At 46.4% G+C, this 18162-nt stretch carries 15 protein-coding genes and 1 pseudogene; 13 read left to right on the top strand and 3 right to left on the bottom strand.

Features of this window, described 5'->3' with window-relative positions; translation table 11 throughout:
- The first annotated feature begins 49 nt into the window (after positions 1–49).
- On the top strand, positions 50–3793 hold the full coding sequence (locus QYF49_RS01130; RefSeq protein WP_290397800.1) for a S8 family serine peptidase: 3744 nt from the start codon (positions 50–52) through the stop codon (positions 3791–3793).
- Positions 3794–3849: 56 nt separating this feature from the next.
- On the opposite strand, the gene QYF49_RS01135 is transcribed toward QYF49_RS01130, so the two are convergent.
- The gene (locus tag QYF49_RS01135; RefSeq protein ID WP_290397801.1) at positions 3850–5046 is read right to left on the bottom strand and encodes an ROK family transcriptional regulator; all 1197 of its coding nucleotides are present in this window, start codon (positions 5044–5046) and stop codon (positions 3850–3852) included.
- Positions 5047–5206: 160 nt separating this feature from the next.
- Here QYF49_RS01135 and QYF49_RS01140 point away from each other — a divergent pair, with 160 nt between their 5' ends.
- The 8 genes from QYF49_RS01140 (at position 5207) to QYF49_RS01175 (ending at position 14465) form a co-directional block, all read left to right on the top strand.
- Positions 5207–5599, top strand: a complete 393-nt coding sequence (locus QYF49_RS01140; RefSeq protein WP_290397802.1) for a VOC family protein — start codon at positions 5207–5209, stop codon at positions 5597–5599.
- Positions 5600–6038: 439 nt separating this feature from the next.
- A complete protein-coding gene (gene galT / locus QYF49_RS01145) occupies positions 6039–7010 on the top strand; it encodes a galactose-1-phosphate uridylyltransferase (protein WP_290397803.1) in 972 nt (323 codons plus the stop codon).
- A 12-nt stretch (positions 7011–7022) separates the two neighbouring features.
- On the top strand, positions 7023–8201 hold the full coding sequence (locus tag QYF49_RS01150) for a galactokinase (RefSeq protein WP_290397804.1): 1179 nt from the start codon (positions 7023–7025) through the stop codon (positions 8199–8201).
- Positions 8201–9214, top strand: coding sequence for a UDP-glucose 4-epimerase GalE (galE, locus tag QYF49_RS01155; protein WP_290397805.1), 1014 nt, complete (start codon positions 8201–8203; stop codon positions 9212–9214). The genes QYF49_RS01150 and galE overlap by 1 nt, the downstream gene beginning before the upstream one ends.
- Complete coding sequence (locus QYF49_RS01160; protein WP_290397806.1) at positions 9201–10280, top strand: M24 family metallopeptidase; 1080 nt, start codon at positions 9201–9203, stop codon at positions 10278–10280. The genes galE and QYF49_RS01160 overlap by 14 nt, the downstream gene beginning before the upstream one ends.
- Positions 10281–10403: 123 nt before the next feature.
- On the top strand, positions 10404–12410 hold the full coding sequence (locus tag QYF49_RS01165; RefSeq protein ID WP_290397807.1) for a beta-galactosidase: 2007 nt from the start codon (positions 10404–10406) through the stop codon (positions 12408–12410).
- 145 nt (positions 12411–12555) lie between these two features.
- Complete coding sequence (locus QYF49_RS01170; protein ID WP_290397808.1) at positions 12556–13512, top strand: ABC transporter ATP-binding protein; 957 nt, start codon at positions 12556–12558, stop codon at positions 13510–13512.
- Entirely contained in the window at positions 13509–14465 is a 957-nt protein-coding gene (locus QYF49_RS01175; RefSeq protein WP_290397809.1) for an ABC transporter permease, read from the top strand. The genes QYF49_RS01170 and QYF49_RS01175 overlap by 4 nt, the downstream gene beginning before the upstream one ends.
- Positions 14466–14555: 90 nt before the next feature.
- Here QYF49_RS01175 and QYF49_RS01180 read toward each other — a convergent pair whose 3' ends face one another.
- A complete protein-coding gene (locus QYF49_RS01180; protein WP_290397810.1) occupies positions 14556–14750 on the bottom strand; it encodes a hypothetical protein in 195 nt (64 codons plus the stop codon).
- Between the two features lie 155 nt (positions 14751–14905).
- On the opposite strand from QYF49_RS01180, the pseudogene QYF49_RS01185 reads away from it, so the two are divergent.
- From QYF49_RS01185 to QYF49_RS01195, 3 genes and pseudogenes are all read left to right on the top strand, one after another.
- Positions 14906–15560 (top strand): annotated as a pseudogene (locus QYF49_RS01185) (sodium:solute symporter family transporter); the annotation flags it as partial.
- Positions 15561–15833: 273 nt separating this feature from the next.
- Entirely contained in the window at positions 15834–16610 is a 777-nt protein-coding gene (locus QYF49_RS01190) for a VOC family protein (RefSeq protein ID WP_290397811.1), read from the top strand.
- Positions 16611–16627: 17 nt separating this feature from the next.
- Positions 16628–17038: a thiol-disulfide oxidoreductase DCC family protein gene (locus tag QYF49_RS01195; RefSeq protein ID WP_290397812.1), complete on the top strand. Its 411-nt coding sequence runs from the start codon at positions 16628–16630 to the stop codon at positions 17036–17038.
- 66 nt (positions 17039–17104) lie between these two features.
- Here QYF49_RS01195 and QYF49_RS01200 read toward each other — a convergent pair whose 3' ends face one another.
- Positions 17105–17266, bottom strand: a complete 162-nt coding sequence (locus QYF49_RS01200; protein ID WP_290397813.1) for a Spo0E family sporulation regulatory protein-aspartic acid phosphatase — start codon at positions 17264–17266, stop codon at positions 17105–17107.
- 347 nt (positions 17267–17613) lie between these two features.
- Between QYF49_RS01200 and QYF49_RS01205 the strand changes: the two genes are divergently transcribed.
- Positions 17614–18027 carry a CHRD domain-containing protein gene (locus tag QYF49_RS01205; protein WP_290397814.1) on the top strand — a complete coding sequence of 138 codons (414 nt, stop codon included), beginning with the start codon at positions 17614–17616 and terminating at the stop codon, positions 18025–18027.
- Positions 18028–18162 lie beyond the last annotated feature (135 nt).

Below are 18162 nucleotides of genomic sequence, written 5' to 3' on the forward strand. Positions count from 1 at the left end.
ACAGGATCATTCACCCAGGAAAATCTATACACAGAAAAGGGGAAACTGGATGAAGAAACGGATTGCGTTGATGACAGCATTTATCATGACGTTTTCCAACCTGGCTTATGCCCAGGGGAACTTGCCGTCTCAAAGCAAGGCAGCGGGAACAAAGCCACTGGGCCTTGATTTGAAAAAACTGCCTCAAGAAGAGAAGTACGGCAAAAATGAGAAGGTTCGTGTGGTCGTCGAACTTGATCAAAAGCCAGCAATTCAGTACGCACAGGCCCAAAACAAGCGCTACAGTGCTCTGAGTACAGGCGAAAAAACGTCGCTCAACAAAAAACTGGCGAGTGAACAAAAAGAAGTGAAAGAAGACATCGCGAAGGAAGACATCACGGTATCGTATAAGGAAAGCTTTACAACCGTACTTAACGGCTTCAGCGGCGAAGTCAAATATAGCGATATTAAAGATATTGAAAAACTTGATGGTGTAAAAGAGGTACATATTGCGCATGAGTATAAGCGTCCCGAATCAATCAAAGGGGACAAGCCGAACATGCTGTACAGCAAGGATATCGTCAATGCGAAGCAAACATGGCAGGACTATGGCTATAAAGGAGAAGGAACAATCGTGGCGGTCATCGACACAGGCATCGATCCTTCTCATAAGGACATGGTGCTCAGCCCTGATACAAAGGTAAAGCTGACACCGGGGAAAGTGAACAGCATCAAAGACTCAAAAGGACTTAAAGGCAACTATTTCACAGAAAAAGTACCGTATGGATACAACTATGCGGACCATGACAAAGAAATCCGCGATCTTGGACCAGATGCTTCCATGCACGGCATGCATGTTGCGGGAATCGCCGGTGCCAACGGGGACGAAGACAATGGCGGAATTAAAGGGGTAGCTCCTGAAGCACAGCTTTTGGCGCTTAAAGTATTCGGAAACGACCCTGGAATGCCCTCCACGTTCAGTGATATTTACATTAAAGCGATCGACGATGCGATTGCCCTCGGCGCTGATGTGATCAACATGAGCCTTGGATCTGCTGCCGCTTTCGTTCAGCACGATGACCCTGAAGAAAAAGCGATCCAGAACGCGACAAACAATGGTATTCTTTGTGCCATATCTGCAGGAAACTCTGCTTACGCAGGACATGGTGCCGGCAATCCTTTCCCATCCAACCCGGATACAGGAGTGGTTGGTTCCCCTGGATTGATCGGACAAGCTCTTCAGGTCGCTTCCCTTGAGAACACCAAGCTTACACTCGAAGGGATGAACTTAAAGGCAGACGGAGCGGATATGGGGTACATTGCCTACCAAAAGCAGGATTCTCCAAATCCGATTGACACGTTTGAAAAAGATAAAATGGAAGTAGTGTACGCCGGTGACGGAAGCCCTGCCAACTATACTGGAAAAGACGTCAAGGGAAAAGTCGTTTTCGTTGTCCGAAACGGAGATTTCAACTACTCGATGATTCAGAAAGAAGCTGAAAAACAAGGCGCTGCAGGTGTGATTATCCGCGGCAGGGTAGATCATGGCGATTACGTCAGCATGGCCCTTAACAAACCGACGATCCCTATCGTTTCTCTAAGCATTGCAGACGGCGACCAGCTCGAAGCAAAGGCGAAAGAAGGCAAGAAACTGGAAGTCATTTTTGACGGCAAAGCCGTTTCAACAAATAACCCGACGGCTGGAGAGATGTCTGATTTCAGTTCTTGGGGCGTAACGCCGAACCTTGACTTTAAACCAGAGATCACGGCACCAGGCGGAAAAATTTATTCTACGCTTAACGACAACCAATATGGCGTTAAAAGCGGTACTTCCATGGCTGCTCCGCATGTTGCCGGCGGTGCTGCACTCGTGATGGAAAGAATCGACAAGGATTTCAGAGTTAAAGGGGCAGCACGCGTTAAACTCGCGAAAAATATTCTAATGAACACTTCAAGGCCGCAAACGGACCATGGCTTGTTCAATACTGAGAGCCAGACTGGAAACTACTATTCTCCACGCCTTGAGGGTGCAGGGGTAATGGACCTTCATGCAGCAATGAAAACTCCTGTAGTGGTAACCGAATCAAAGTCAGGTGAAGGAAAAGCCGCTGTAAAAGAGGTTGGCGATAAATTTACCTTTACGTTAAATCTTAAAAACTACAGCACGAAGGACGTAACTTACAAGCTTGCCGGAACGGTTCAAACGGACCTTGCTCTTCTTAACATGAACCTCCTTGAAGCTGACGGCATCTTTAAAAATGGAACAAGAGATTCAGAGGATCCGAATAAAGGAACATTCCCAATTTCCTTTACTTCCGGTTCCAAAAAAGCAAGCAGCATTACGATTAAAGCGAAAGGCACAGCCACTGTAAATGTTACGGTCGATCTTAAAGATACGGTAGATTGGGCAAATGACATGCCGCTTGATAAAATCTTCAAAAACGGCTACTTTGTTGAAGGTTTTGTAAGATTAATAGATGCGGGCAGTAAGCACCCCGAACTAAGTGTTCCTTACGTGGGTTTCCATGGAAAATGGGACAAAGCGCCGATCATCGATGCTCCTGTATACGATGACAACACGTTCTATGGAGTGACGGGACTCGCTGCTGAAGTCAACGAAGACTTTGAGTTCCTTGGAAGCGATGCATTGAAAAATGTGCTGAAAGACAAAGTTTCCTTCTCTCCGGATGGAGACGGTCTCTATGATGAAGCTTTCCCTGTGCTTTCCTTCCTAAGAAACGCGAAAAAAGTAGAATACTCGATCCTTGACCGAAATAAAACATCACTCCGCAAATTGGATACACAAGACGATGTTGTGAAGAACTATTATGACAACGGTGATGACCCTGGTTATACTCCTGTCACGGAGGCTGCTTGGGATGGATCGGTCAATGGTTCTAAAGTAAAAGACGGATTGTACTACTACCAAGTACGTTCAGTGGTTGACTACCCGAAAGCAAAATGGCAAAAGGCATTGTTCCCTGTGTATGTCGATACGAAGGATCCTGCAGTGACTGCCAAATGGAACGCGGATAATGACACGCTTTCATGGACGGCTGGCGACCAGGGAACAGGCGTAGCCTACTACGATGTTTTAGTGAACGGAAAAAGCGTTCTTTCCAAGCCGCTTGATTCTTCTGCCAGCGAATATAAGCTGAATGACCTCCCTAGCCGTGCAAAAGTGGTCCTTGCTGCTTACGATTATGCAGGAAACTCAGTGATGAAAAATGTCAATATGAGCGGGAAAGATACTAGTGTTCCCAGTGTTTCTGTAGATTCTCCCGAAGCCTTAAGCATCACTTCTTCCAAGACAGTGACTGTAACCGGACATGTCACGGATGAATCTGGTATTAAGTCATTCATGATCGACGGCAAACCTGTAAAGCTTGTATGGAATGCAGCAAAACAGCAGTACGACTTCAGCAAAAAAATCACCTATACTTCGGATAATATTCAATCGTTTAAGGTGGAAGCGATCGATAAAAGCGGAAATCGAGTGGCCTTCAGCCGCAAGGTGATTGTCGACTCCACGCTTCCGACGATAAAAGTAGATGCACCAAAAACGGTTTCAAGCAAAACGAAAACAGCAACTCTCAACATTACGCTTGCAGACAACTATGATGAGATGCGCTTCTTCGTAAACGACAATGCGGCATACCGCCATTACTTTAAAGAGCCGTTTGCAAAGAGAGCATTAACGAAAAAAATCAGCCAAAAAGTTTCCCTGAAAAAAGGTAAAAACACCGTTCATCTTGAACTGACAGACATTGGCGGAAACACGGTTGAGAAGAACGTAACGATCACAAAGAAATAACAAAAAAAGATGCCAGAGCCCTGATTCCTTTCAGGGTGCCTGGCACCTTTTTTTGTTCACTGAAACAATTCAACGAGCAGCAGGGCAACAGCCCCGATTGCCGTTGCTTTGTTCCCCAGCATAGACAGCCTGATATCGGTATGCTTTGCCGCTTCAGTCAACACCTTCTTTTGAACCGTTTCCTTCAAACTGTCCATAACGAAGTGCCCTGCATTGGAGACACCTCCGCCTATAATGATCGTTTTTGGGTTCATTAGGTGGATCAAGTTTGTCAGCCCGATCCCCAGGTAGATCCCGGTTGACTTCAGCACGTGAATGCAGAGTTCATCTCCTTGGAGTGCTCCTTCGAATACCATTTTTCCGTCAATCTTCTCCAGATCATGATCGGCCATCTCGCGCAAAAGGCTGTCTCTTCCAATGGCTACTTCTTTTTGTGCCTTTTCTGCAATAGCAGGCCCGGCTGCCAGTGTTTGAAGACATCCGTAATTGCCGCAGGTACATTGCCTGCCGCCGATATCGATCGTCATGTGCCCGATTTCTCCGGCTATAAAATTTGCGCCGTGAAATAGCTTGCCATCTACCACAATCCCTGCTCCGACACCGTTCCCGACGTTAACGACGACTACACTTTCCGCTCCGTTTCCGTTCCCGAACCAAACCTCGCCAAGTGCAAGCGCCTTCGCATCATTTTCGACTTTAACTGTACGGCTGAACCGGTTCTCTAGTTCCTCTTTTATCGGGATATTTCTCAGATTCAGGTTTGGTGCATAGAGTGATAGGCCCTGCTCGGCGTCCACTACTCCGTGCATCCCTACACCGATGCCGATAATTTTGTCTTCTTCTCCCTTATACTGGTCCATAATCTGTTGAATTTCTGCTTTCATGATGTCGAGCAGCTCAGCATTTGTGAGCGGACTGAACAACACTCTCTCCTGGAACACCAGAACTTTGCCATTCAAATCTGTCATGACAGTTTTAATGTCCTTGGGGCCAACATCCAGCCCGATGACATAGAAACTGTCAGCATTAATGACCAGCATGGTAGGTTTCCGTCCGCCCTTGGATTCACCCTGTACACTCTCCTTAATCAAATTTGATTCGATCAGTTCCTTAACGATTGAACTGACTGTAGGCGGTGTCAGCTTTGTATCCTTGGCGATCTGGGCTCGGGAAATAGGCCCTTCCAGACGGATTTTATTCAGAATTATGTTCCGGTTTAATGATTTCATCAATTGAAACGTGCCGCGCTGCATGAAAACACCTCAAGTTAATTTAATTAATTAATTTACATTATACCTTTATTCTTTTCTTCTGAACAGAAGTCTTCTGACTTTCGACGATCCGTATAATAGGATAAAATGTTAATCAAATCGTTTTGAATGCCTCTTTCAGGTGTGGAAAGGAGGAAAATGCATGAAGGTAACCAGCTTGGATCACTTTGTTTTAACAGTAAAGGATCTAACCAGGACATGTGATTTTTACAATGATGTATTAGGGATGAAGACGATCCATTTTCAACAGAACAGAAAAGCCCTGATATTCGGCAGCCAAAAAATTAACCTGCATGAAGCGGGAAAAGAGTTTGAGCCTAAAGCTGATGCACCCACCCCGGGATCAGCTGATCTCTGCTTTATTACCGAACTCCCTTTAATTGCTGTACTTGAACATTTTCAAAAGAAAGGTGTCCCGGTGATCGAGGGGCCAGTCAAGAGAACAGGAGCGCTGGGCCCTATTACATCCCTATATATTAGAGATCCGGATGGCAACTTGGTCGAAATCTCAAACTATACAAAGGATACAGAATAAAACATTGTTTTTAGCCCTATTCTCCCTCCTCCGGGCAGCTGTTTTTAATTTTTTTAAAAGATGATTAAACCTGGCGAAAAGGGTTTGCAAAAAGGATAGACTATGTTAATCTGGATAAAACTTAATAATTTAATTTAATAAAGTATACTTCAGGATATAGTGAAGGCGGTTACAGGGAGGAAGTTGAATAGCAGAAAGCACGCGAGTATGGAGATGGCAGTAACGGAAAGTGGTTACAGCACGAAGGGCAAGGTACCTTAATAATTGGGATGTTTTCCGGCTTTAGGGTTTGACTCGGATTTTTGCGGTTCCAACTATGATTTTGTTCGCATCCACACTCCGATCATGCTTTGTTGAAATTCTTTTCCGCGTAAAAGCTGCAGTTGGCAGCAGTATTAATTAATTAATTTAATAAATTGAAAAGACAGGGGGCGCTCGTATGGCCGAGCTACGATATAATCCTTTATTAAAAGACTGGACAATGGTGGCTGCGAGCCGGCAGAACAGGCCGCACATGCCAAAGGACTTTTGCCCGTTTTGCCCTGGTTCAGGAAAGGTGCCTGATGAATACGAAGTTCATCTTTATCACAATGATTTTCCCGTCCTATCATCCAATCCGCCCAAGCCGGATGATGTAGGAGGAGGGTTGTATCAAACGAGAGAAGCCTACGGAAAATGCGAGGTGGTACTGTATTCTCCGGGTCATTATGACACGATTCCTGACTTATCACCCAACCATATGAAGAAATTGATGGATCTATGGACCGAAACGTTCGCCAAATTGGATCAAGATCCAAACCATGAGTATGTCATGATTTTTGAAAACCGCGGAGAAGAAGTCGGTGTTACGATGCCTCATCCGCATGGGCAGGTGTACGCCTATCCTTTTATTCCTTTAAAAGTAAAAACAGAGCTAGAAGCCTGCAAAGAGTATTTTGTGGAAAAACAAAGGAACCTATTTGATGACATGATTGCGGAAGAAAAGAGGTTTGGGGAGCGTGTCCTTTTGGAGAGTGAGCATTTTATTGCGTTCATTCCTTTCTTTACGGACTATCCGTACGGAGCTTACATTGTCAGCAAACAAGGAAAAACGGCCATGACTGAATTTGGTGAGGAAGAAAAACAAGAGCTGGGAAACATGCTTCAAGAGATGGTTGGCGGCATGGATCAAATCTATGACAAGCTCTTTCCTTACATGATGGTCATGCATCAGCGCCCGTCGAACTCTGATGATTCATATGAGGATTTTTATCGTTTTCACATTGAGTTCTATCCTCCACTCCGTGCTCATGACAAATTAAAGTTTAATTCTTCCTCTGAAACAGGCGGGTGGGCAGCAGCCAATCCGACAAAGGTGGAAGAAAATGCAGAAATTTTGCGTCAATGTATCAAACGCTACAGCAATAAATAAGGAGGAATAAGCGTGGAGAACCGATGTGTGGAACAGTTTAAAAGATATTTTCCGGGAAATAACGACAACGTACGACTTTTCTTTGCTCCTGGACGCATAAATTTGATCGGGGAACATACCGATTATAATGGCGGCTTCGTATTTCCTGCTGCATTAACCATTGGAACGTACATGGCCATTCGGCAGAGAAACGATTGCGTATATCGTTTGAAGAGTGAAACCTTCCCATTGGAGGTCTCTGTCGATACAAAACAGCCCATTGTCTATGACGAGGCGGATGACTGGGCAAATTACCCGAAAGGTATACTTCACCAATTGCAGAAGCTGGGTATCCCGCTATCAGGAGCTGACGTTTTATACGCCGGCAATATTCCAAATGGAGCAGGCCTTTCTTCTTCGGCATCGATTGGCATGGTCAGCGCGCTAGGTTTCTCAGTATTGGAAAAAGAGGAGCTGCCCATACTTGAGCTCGCCAAGCTGTGCCAGCGTATGGAAAATCAATTTATCGGCGTAAACAGCGGTATTATGGATCAGTTTGCGGTCGGGTTCGGAAAGAAGGACCATGCGGTTTTTCTCGACTGCAAGAACCATGAATTCGAATTGATTCCTCTTGAGATCGAAGGGCACAAGCTGGTCATTACAAACACAAACAAAAGAAGAGGGCTTGCAGACTCGAAGTACAATGAACGAAGAACACAGTGTGAACAAGGTCTCGATATTATCCAGAAGCATGCAGACGGCGTAACCTCTCTCGGTGAACTGACGCCGCTTCAGTTTAAAAAGGTGGAAGCACACCTCGCTGACGAAACGATACGAAAGCGTGTGCGCCATGTGGTTACAGAGGATGACCGTGTTCAAAAAGCTGTAGCAGCACTGGAGAATAAAGATTTGCATGCGTTTGGCTTGTATATGAAGGAGTCGCATTTGTCGCTTCGTGAGAATTATGAGGTGACGGGACCGGAGCTTGACGCACTGTTTGACATTCAGGAAAAGCAGCCAGGCTGCATAGGAACAAGAATGACAGGCGCTGGTTTTGGAGGATGCACCATTTCAATCGTGGAAGCCGGACAGGTTCAGGATTTTCAAAAGAATGTTGCCATCCAATACAAAGAACTGACAGGCTTAACACCAGACTTTTATGTGTGTGAAATTGGAGATGGAGTAAAAGAACTAGACGAGGTGAAAAGATAATGGCCATATTGGTAACTGGCGGGGCAGGTTATATCGGCAGCCATACCGTACTGTATCTGCTTGAAAAAGGTGAGGAAGTCATCGTGTTCGATAATCTGCAGAAAGGGCATCGGAAGGCTGTGATGAAGGATGTTCCGTTCTATGAAGGCGATCTGCATGACAGCTCCTTGCTGGACACTGTATTTTCAAAACATAACATTGAAGCGGCCATCCATTTTGCGGCCAACTCGCTTGTCGGCGAGAGTGTCAAAGACCCGATCTCCTATTATCGGAACAATGTGTCAGGTTCATTGAATCTAGTCGACCGCATGGTGAAAAATGGAGTGAAGAAGATTGTTTTCTCTTCTACTGCTGCGGTCTACGGCGAACCTGAAAACGTTCCTATCCAGGAAAGCGACCGTACGCAGCCCACCAATCCCTATGGAGAAACGAAACTGGCTATTGAAAGGCTGCTTCATTGGGCAGATCAGGCCTATGGGCTCAAATCCGTTGCTCTTCGGTATTTTAACGCGGCTGGCGCGGATCCAAAAGGAAGGATAGGAGAAGACCACACACCCGAGTCCCACCTTATCCCGATCATTCTTGAAGCTGCGCTTGGAAAACGGCCGCATGTTTCTGTTTTTGGAGAGGACTATGCTACAGAAGACGGCACCTGTGTTCGGGATTATATCCATGTGATGGACTTGGCTGATGCTCACTATCGTGCACTGGAAAAGTTAAAGAGTACCAATGAAAGCTCGGTTTACAACCTCGGAAACGGCAAAGGATTCTCGGTAAAGCAAGTGATTGGCACATGCCGCAGCGTTACCGGACGGACAATCGAAGCTGTGGCTTCGCCGCGAAGGGCGGGCGATCCTGCGATTCTGATCGCGTCTTCTCAAAAAGCCAGAGACGAACTGGGCTGGATTCCGAAATACCCTAATCTGAATCAGATAGTGGAGCACGCTTGGAACTGGCACCTGAATCATCCAGACGGCTATGCCGATGGAGGTTCTGACGATGGCCTTAAATAAGATCAGAAAGATCATGAATGAAAATGGACTGGACGGGATGCTGCTCAGAAAACGAAATCACTTTTCATGGGTAACTGGAGGGCGCCAGAATCAAATCGTACTTAGCATCACAGAAGGTGTGGCTGATCTTGTTATCTTTGAAAACGAGATCTATGTGGTGACGACCAAGATGGAAGAAAGGCGCATAAAGGAAGAAGAGCTCGCGCATTTCCCGCATGAAGTGAAGGTCGTCGCTGATGAATGGTATAAGGGATCAGATCATCTCATTGCTGAACTTGGAAAAGGGAAAGTGATGGGGACGGATACGCCGTTTGAAGACTATGTTGACATGGCAGAGGCGCTAAGATCTGTACGTTCGATCCTGGATGAAACGGAAGCAGAACGTTACCGAAAGCTTTGTCAGGATGCAGCATGGTCCCTGGAATCTGTCTGCCGAAGGATCGAGCCTGGACAGACAGAATATGAAATCGCCGGAATGGTGGCAGAACAGGCCATATCGAAAGGAATCAGGCCTCAGGTCTTGCTTGTTGCGACGGACGAACGTATTTATTCCTACCGGCACCCTGTTCCAACCTCCAAAAAAATGAACAAGCATGCACTGCTCGTGATCTGTGGTGAACGCGGGGGGCTGGTCGCCAACCTTACGAGGGTGGTCCATTTCGGGCCGCTGCGGCAGGAGCTTGTTGACCATAAAGAAAAGCTCTCCCGCATTGATGCGGCATTTATCACATCCACAGTACCCGGTGCAACAGTGGGAGAAGTTTTCAAGAAGGGGATTCATCAGTATGAGAATGAGGGTTATCCCGAAGATTGGAAACTTCTCCATCAAGGAGGGCCCACCGGTTATGACTCCAGAGAGTTCATCGCAACAATGGATTCAGAGACCAAGGTACAGGAACACATGGCGTTCACATGGAATCCGTCGCTTCCCGGTGTAAAGTCAGAAGACACGATCCTTATACATAAGAAGGGCGCTGAGATCTTAACGGAAACGGGAGAATGGCCCTGCATTGAAGTAACCTTCGGAGGCCAGAAACTGCGCCGGCCGGATATCCTTGTTCGTTAGAGAAGCATTCCGCACGTTTGATGAGCGCTTTACAGGGCGCTTTTTTTTCTGCTCGTAAAACGTTTATCTCTGGTATTTTGGGCGGTTCGGTGAAAGAATAGACAGATAAAGGAGTGATCGGGCATGTATTTGGGAGTGGATTATTATCCGGAGCAGTGGCCAAAATCAAGATGGCCGGAAGATGTAAGGCTGATGAAAGAGCTTGGGGTTAACGTGGTGCGCATCGCTGAGTTCGGCTGGCAGCTCATGGAGCCGGAAGAGGGCGTTTATGATTTTACACTTTTTGACGAAGCGATCGATCTTCTGACAGAAAACGGGATCAAAATCATCCTCGGCACACCGACCGCGACCCCGCCCGCATGGATGGCACACCGGTATCCCGAAATTCTTCCAGTTGATGAGAACGGCGTAAAGATATCTTTCGGCGCACGCCGCCATTACACGGTAAACAGCAAGGTGTATCAGCAATTTACAAAGAAAATCGTTGAGCGGCTGGCGGTGAAGTACGGCCAGCATCCTGATGTGATCGGCTGGCAGACAGACAATGAGTACGGCCATGAAAAATCTGACCGCAGCTATGGTGATGAAGACCGGTTGGCGTTTCAAGAATGGCTCCGCCATAAGTATGGCAGCCTGGATGCATTGAATGAAGCATGGGGCACGATCTTCTGGAGTCAGACTTATACGGCATGGGAACAGGTTCCGCTACCCAGAAAAGTGTTCCAGGAACATAATCCGGGGCTGCTGCTGGATTTTGATCGTTTTTGCGCAGACAGCTACACCGCATACAACAAGCTCCAGGTTGAGACCTTAAGAGCACACATTTCAGATCAGCAGTTCATCACCCATAATTTCGTGTTCACCGAGCTTGCGCAAAAACAGCGGGATATCGCGAAGGATCTCGACTTCATCTCCTTTGATAACTATCCGGTTTGGGGAGGGCTTGCTGAACCGATCCCGCCAGCGCAGATCGCACAGCAGCATGATCTCTGCCGCTCGACAAAAGACGGAAAAGGCTATTGGGTGCTTGAGGAGCTTTCTGGCGCGCAGGGATGGAGCCATATCGGCTATCTTCCCCGTCCTGGCCATATCAAGCTCTGGACGTACCAGGCGATAGCCCGGGGGGCAGAAGCGATCGTCTATTTCAGATGGCGCGCCGCTCGTTTTGGAACGGAGGAATTCTGCCATGGTATCTTGGATCATGATGGGAAGCCGAGGCGAAAGTTTCAAGAGGTGAAAGAGACCTTTGAGGCACTGAAAAGAATTGGAGATGAATGGGTGGCTTCCACATATAAGGCCGAAGTCGGCGTGTATTATGACGTTGAAAACGCATGGGCATGGCGCATCCAGCCGCAAAGTGATGCGTTGACCCATAAACAGGAACTGCTTCGTTTCTATTCCGGAGCCTATCGTTTGAACGCGGCTACGGATATCGTATCCCCAAAGAGCAGCCTGGACGGGCTGAAGGCAGTCATCGTTCCTGTTTATTTTTTAACGAATCCGGAATTCTCCGAAAAACTGAAAAAGTTTGCGGCAGATGGCGGAACGGTTGTGCTTTCTTATCGTGCGGGCGTCAAAGAACCGAACAATGCGGTCACGGAGCATACACTGCCGGGTGAGCTTGGGGAACTGGCGGGCATTGAAATCCATGAGTACGAATCTCTTCAGACTGGCCAGCAGAACCGGGTCACTGGAAAAGCGGGAAACATCAGGGACATCATGTCACCGGCCACGGTGTGGTGTGACTTGATCGAGCCGAAATCGGCGGAGGTTCTCGCTGTCTACCGGGACGCTTTTTATGAAGGAACACCTGCGATCACGAAGAATAAATACGGGAAAGGCCAAGTGTATTACATCGGAACAGCGGTCGAAGATTTTTACCTTGTCCGGCTGTACCGTGACATTTTTGCTGAGGCTGGCGTAAGCACGATAGAGCTTCCGGATGATGTGGAAATGGTCATACGGACGGGAGAGGCCGGCAAAAAATTCCTATGTTTATTGAATCACTCCACGACAGTAAGCCACCGCGTCTCCCTGCCGCATGGCACCTGGATGGACGCCATGACAGGTGAAACATTCAAAGGAGAGGTCAGACTGCAATCTTTAGGATCCTTTCTGTTGATTCAATAGAAGGATATGGTGCCAGGCACCGCCGTTACACACTTGTGTAATCGGCGTGCCTGGCACCTTTTTTATAAATTATGAAACTTTAAAAAGAATTGACCCGTAATAGGGAAGTGGTATATGTTAGTATTTGGAAATGGGGTAAAAACAAATGAACAAACAGATGCAGGGAGGAAATATGGAAACTGGATATACGCTGGAATTAAAACAGGTAACAAAACAGATAAAAGGCAAAAGTATAGTAGACAAACTGTCGTTTGGTGTCAAAAAAGGCGAAATTTTTGGCTTGCTCGGGCCGAATGGGGCGGGGAAAACGACAACAATCCGTATGATTGTAGGTTTAATCTCTATAACAGAAGGAGAAATTCTGGTGAATGGCCTGGACATTCGCAAACACTATGAAAAAGCGATGGAACAGATCGGGGCTATTGTTGAGAATCCGCAAATGTATGACTATTTGACCGGCTACAACAACCTTATGCAATATGCGCGGATCATGCCAGGCGTCACGAAAGAACGGATCAATGAGGTCGTGAAGCTGGTGGAAATGGAATATGCCATTCATAAAAAAGTAAAAACCTACTCGCTCGGGATGAGGCAGCGGCTCGGTGTAGCCCAGGCTCTTTTGCATAATCCATCTCTTTTAATTTTGGATGAACCGACAAACGGGCTGGATCCTCAAGGGATGCATGATCTTCGCCATTATTTGCGGGTACTTGCCGATCAGGGGACCTCAGTCATCGTTTCCAGCCATATTTTAGCGGAAATGGAGCTCATGTGTGACCGTGTCGCCGTAATCCAGAACGGTAAACTTGTTCGGATTGATGATGTGACCAATGTGACCGATCAGGCAGACGCCACCGTGCATTTTCAAGTCGAGGGCGATGTTTTGAAAGCGAAAGATATCCTTGTTGAACAGCTCCCGGATCTACCGGTTGCGGTCGAGGCTAAGGAACTTGTCATAATGATTCAGCAGCCTGAAGCGATTGGCGATATCAATAAAAGACTGGTCATGGCAGGTTTTACGGTGTATGGCATTCAATTAAAGAAAAAGACATTGGAAGAACGATTCCTTGAAATGACAGGGAAAGGGGGAGGGTTCGAATGAAGTTTCAGTCGCTGGTCACTAATGAATGGATCAAAATTTTCAGCAGGGTCAGAACGTGGGTGTTTATAGCCCTTCCTGTCCTCATCGTTCTTGGCGTGGCCATCTACGGCAAGGTTACAGAAGACCAATCGGCAAAAACGAACTGGAAGCAGGAGCTTACCGAACAGAATAAAGGATTGAAAAAGGAAATCGCTCAGGCTAAAAAGGATAAAGCACCTAAAATGTACAGGGATTCACTAGAGAGCGAGTATAAACAGAACGAGTACGCAATAAAGCATGAGATCTCACCATATGAAACGACAAGCTGGAAGTTCATGAAGGATTTCGCGCCGATGTCTTCCCTATTGGGACTGTTTGTCATCGTAGTGGCGAGTGATATTGTAGCTGCCGAGTTTGCCAAGGGTACGGTTAAGATGCTTCTGATCCGTCCATACAGCCGCTGGAAAATACTGCTCTCCAAGCTGCTTGCAACCCTTGGATTTGCCTTCTTATTGTGGATTGTTCTCATCGTTTCCACCTGGCTGATCGGCAGTGTATTCTATGGATTCGGAGGAATGGATCAGCCGTATCTGACCGATGTGAATGGGGTTGTCCATGAAAAATTGATCTCTCATTATGTATTGGCCAACATGGGGCTGGAGTTCATCGAATTTGCAGTGCTTGTGGCATTGGCGTTCATGATTTCTACGTTGTTTTACAGCAGCTCTGTGGCGATCGGTGTTTCAATGTTCGTCACGTTTGCCGGGAATATCCTTACGACAATATTCAGCAATAAACCATGGGCAAAATATACACTGTTCCCGAACATGGAACTCACCCAGTATCTTGATGAAGGAATGCAGCTCATAAAAGACATGTCACTATCTTTTTCATTAGGCATTCTCGCAATCTATACGGCAGTTTTCCTAGTGATCACCTTCGCCGTCTTCCAGAAGCGTGATGTGAGGGCCTAGGGATCCGTGCCCGTTAAATGGGTGTTTTTTGAATGGTGCCAGGCACCGCCGTTACACAAGTGTGTAATTGGCGTGCCAGGCACCATTTTTTTAATGGCTTTCTTCTTCGCAGTTAACTTCTGTCTCACCAGGATGGGCAAGATGATGGACGATTCCGCTGATCACGGCTTGATCCGATAATTCCAGTTCCTCATAGACTACATCCTGGGAAAATTCCTCATTCGTGCTGAAATTCTGTTCGTGCGTGCTGTTTTGTTCTTCGTAGTTTTCTTTCTTCCTATCCATTATCCTCAGCCTCCTTTTTCTTATGATTTGGGTGCCAGGCACCGGCCGTCACATACTTGTGTAATAGAGGTGCCAGGCACCTTCTAAGTGGCACCTCTCTACCATTTCTTAGTACTTCCCTACCAGGAGAACGGGTATAAATATCAGAAAAATCGGTATATTCGCTCGTCTTGCTGTTTGTCATGTTTGTCGGGTTCGCCGCGATCTTAAAGGTTCCTGGTCTGAAAGGGCCCGACGGCGATCTATCACTGTTCAAACTCGCCGTGCAAACGTTCGATCCCTGGATCATCGGATTGATCGGAGCGGCAGGGCTGCTTACCGCATTGGTACCGGGCTCGCTACTTCTTATGGCGGCTTCAATCCTCTTTGCGAATAATGTTTATAAAGCGGTTTACCCTTCCGCGAGTGAAAAGCAGGTGGCTAAGCTGGCTAAATACCTCGTGCCGGTCATGGCCCTCATCTCGGTCTTCTTCACGTTTAAAGGAGGAGACACGATTGTAACGCTGCTATTAATGGGATACAGCCTCGTCACTCAGCTGTTTCCAGCCCTGGTTTTAAGCCTGTCGAAAAGCCCTTTGTGACGAAACAGGGAGCGTTTGCAGGAATCGCCTGTGGTGTTGCCGTTGTAGCCTATGTATCGATCAAAGGAACAACGCTGGCCATCCTGCTTCCTATGCTGCCGCAAGCCGTCAAAACTTGAATATTGGCATCGTTGCTTTGCTGGTCAACACCATTGCCCTCTTTGTGGCCAGTGCTTTAACACGACCGGTTGCCGTCAGCAACAAAGCAGAAAGCGAACAGATGGTTTAATTTAAAAGGTGCCAGGCACCGCCCTTACACAAGTGTGTAATCGCGGTACCTGGCACCTGCTTTTTTATTTCACTTTGAATATTTTTGTTTCGTCTCTTCCTGCATAGACATTGCCAATGGAATCTGCGACAGGCAGTGGTGATGTGGTATTTACTGTTTTTTCTTTACTATAAAAAAAAATAAACCGATCATTCGATGCCCGGCACCAATTTTTTTCTTTTTGCTCCCGATTTTGATAATTTAAAAGTAGAAAAAGTTTCGGGAGGGGTTTGTGTGGCACTCGCGTTTGACCATCTTGTATATTTTACCGATAAAGCATTGAACAATCATATTGATAGCCTGAAAAAACAAGGCATTCATGCAGTCCGGGGCGGCAGCCATAAAGATTGGGGAACTTATAATACACTCTCGTATTTTGGCTTGACCTATGTGGAATTTTTAGCTGTCGAAAAAGAAGAAATCGCACGGAAGGCGACACAAAATCCCTTGATCGGCCAGCTGATGCAAAGTTTTCCCGAAAAACAGGGCCCTGGCCAGTTTGCCATCCGCACTGATCGAATTGATCATCTAAAAATCCTGCTGGAGCAGAAAGGTTTGGAGACAAGACTTTTCCCTGGAAGACGTAAACGTGAAGATGGAAGCACCCTCAATTGGAAACTGTTATTTATAACGAGCAATGACAAGGGAAACAAGCTGTCTCCGCCGTTTTTCATAGATTGGCTCGAGCCGGATATGGAACGCGATACAGACCTTCGGGAAAAAGGGTTTATCGGCAAACATCCGGCTGGGGATCTGAGAATGGATCACTTGAAGATTATCGTAGAGGATGCAGAGAAAACATCACTGACCTGGCAGGGATGGCTGGGGTTATCCAAAGGGCGGAGCTACATTGATAATGGCCTTCAGGCTGAATGTACGGTACTGGAACTGGACGGCTGCAGACTTCATTTTTGCTCTCCTCTTGGCGAGGGGCCAGCTCAAGATCTCCTCAGAGAAAGAGGAGAACGTCCTTATGAGCTGGTTTTGAGCAACGGGTTAAAATTGAAGTAAAAGGGGAGGAATCGTTAGTGGAAAAACAGCGGGACGGCTCTATTCTATTATTTGATGGTGTCTGCAACTTCTGCAACGGGATTGTTAATTTCTTGATCAGACAGGATAAGAAGGGGCGGATTTCCTTCGGTTCTCTGCAATCGGATGCCGGTCAGAAGCTGCTCCGTGAATTCCGTCTTCCTCAACAAGATTTTGAAAGTCTAGTTTATATAAAAGACTGCCGTATCTACCAAAAATCCACGGCAGCACTCGAGATTGCCAGGGATCTCGGAGGCCTGTGGAGTGCTGCCTATATCCTTGTTGTTATCCCTAAGCCGCTGCGCGATGGACTGTATTTCTGGATCGCCAAAAACCGTTACAGATGGTTCGGCAGAAAGGACCACTGCATGATCCCCACACCCGAGATCCGAGAACGGTTCATAGATTAGCCTTTGTTACTAATTGGTGCCAGGCACCAAGCACTAAAAAAGCTGTCCCCAAAAAGGGTGACAGCTTTATGCACATTGGTTCAGTTCGTTTAGTTTTTGGTCGAGCAACTGGCTTAACTGTACAAGAAGTGGGTCTGCAAGGTTGTTTACGCGGGTGCTCATTACGTACATTGTTAAGCGGATGGCGTCGATCTCAAGTTTCAATGTTAGTATATTTTGTTGAGTCATATCCATTCCCCCAATACAGAAAAATGTTTTATAACTTCACGTTCAGAGAAACATCTCTATATATTCCCATTTTATACTAGATATAGGACAGTGTCTATTTAATTTTCTCAATATATAGTATATTTTTTGAAAATTTTGATAGTTTTTATGGATTTTTTACGAGGAAAGAGAGGAATCACGCTTCTTTGTTTGTTTTTGTAAAAAAATGTCCCGGGAAATGCACGAACAAAGGCGAGGGAATTTTACAAAACAAAATGCAAATTATTTTTTAAACCCTAGATAAATAAACAAGCTTAATTGCCGCTCCTGAATATACTGTCAATAGCTATCGGAAAGGAGTGGCTGGATTGTTGTTGAAACATTTTTTATGCAGATTAAAAGGCGAACATGAAGTTCCTCCTGTTGGTACCCGGGCAACTGGAAACACTGAATTTGTCCTAAGCTCCAATGGAACCAAGCTCCACTACCGGCTTCAGGTTAACAATATAAGGAAGTTAACTCAAGCACGCGTTCATTTGGGACAAGCAGGTAAAAGTGGCCCTGTCGTCGCTTATCTGCTGGCCCATATTAAACCTAGCATCAGCTTGAATACAGGAATCATAACAGGTTGCATCACCAATAAAGAATTAATTGGCCCACTTCAGGGACAGCCCCTGTCTAAGCTTGTGGAAGAGATTAACGAAGGTAATGTTTATGTGAATGTTTTTTCGGAGTTTAGTCCGGGCGGGGAACTGCGCGGTCAAATCGAGCCGATCAAGTAAAGAATACGACGGCGTAGCTTAAAGGAGCTAGGCTGTTTTATTTTGAGATGCCGGTTTATGGTGCCAGGCACCGCCTTTACACAAATGTCAAAACGTGGTGCCAGGCACCACGTACACGACATCACCGAGAAAATG

It is taken from the genome of Fictibacillus terranigra (assembly GCF_030412265.1).
Lineage (GTDB): Bacteria > Bacillota > Bacilli > Bacillales > Fictibacillaceae > Fictibacillus_C > Fictibacillus_C terrinigri.

Excerpts from the sequence above, each read along its gene's own strand:
- QYF49_RS01160 (WP_290397806.1), top strand. The coding sequence starts at position 9,201 with ATGGCCTTAAATAAGATCAGAAAGATCATGAATGAAAATGGACTGGAC.
- galT (WP_290397803.1), top strand. The coding sequence starts at position 6,039 with ATGGCCGAGCTACGATATAATCCTTTATTAAAAGACTGGACAATGGTG.
- galE (WP_290397805.1), top strand. The coding sequence starts at position 8,201 with ATGGCCATATTGGTAACTGGCGGGGCAGGTTATATCGGCAGCCATACC.
- QYF49_RS01180 (WP_290397810.1), bottom strand. The coding sequence starts at position 14,750 with ATGGATAGGAAGAAAGAAAACTACGAAGAACAAAACAGCACGCACGAA.
- QYF49_RS01175 (WP_290397809.1), top strand. The coding sequence starts at position 13,509 with ATGAAGTTTCAGTCGCTGGTCACTAATGAATGGATCAAAATTTTCAGC.
- QYF49_RS01140 (WP_290397802.1), top strand. The coding sequence starts at position 5,207 with ATGAAGGTAACCAGCTTGGATCACTTTGTTTTAACAGTAAAGGATCTA.
- QYF49_RS01165 (WP_290397807.1), top strand. The coding sequence starts at position 10,404 with ATGTATTTGGGAGTGGATTATTATCCGGAGCAGTGGCCAAAATCAAGA.
- QYF49_RS01170 (WP_290397808.1), top strand. The coding sequence starts at position 12,556 with ATGAACAAACAGATGCAGGGAGGAAATATGGAAACTGGATATACGCTG.
- QYF49_RS01200 (WP_290397813.1), bottom strand. The coding sequence starts at position 17,266 with ATGACTCAACAAAATATACTAACATTGAAACTTGAGATCGACGCCATC.
- QYF49_RS01130 (WP_290397800.1), top strand. The coding sequence starts at position 50 with ATGAAGAAACGGATTGCGTTGATGACAGCATTTATCATGACGTTTTCC.
- QYF49_RS01135 (WP_290397801.1), bottom strand. The coding sequence starts at position 5,046 with ATGCAGCGCGGCACGTTTCAATTGATGAAATCATTAAACCGGAACATA.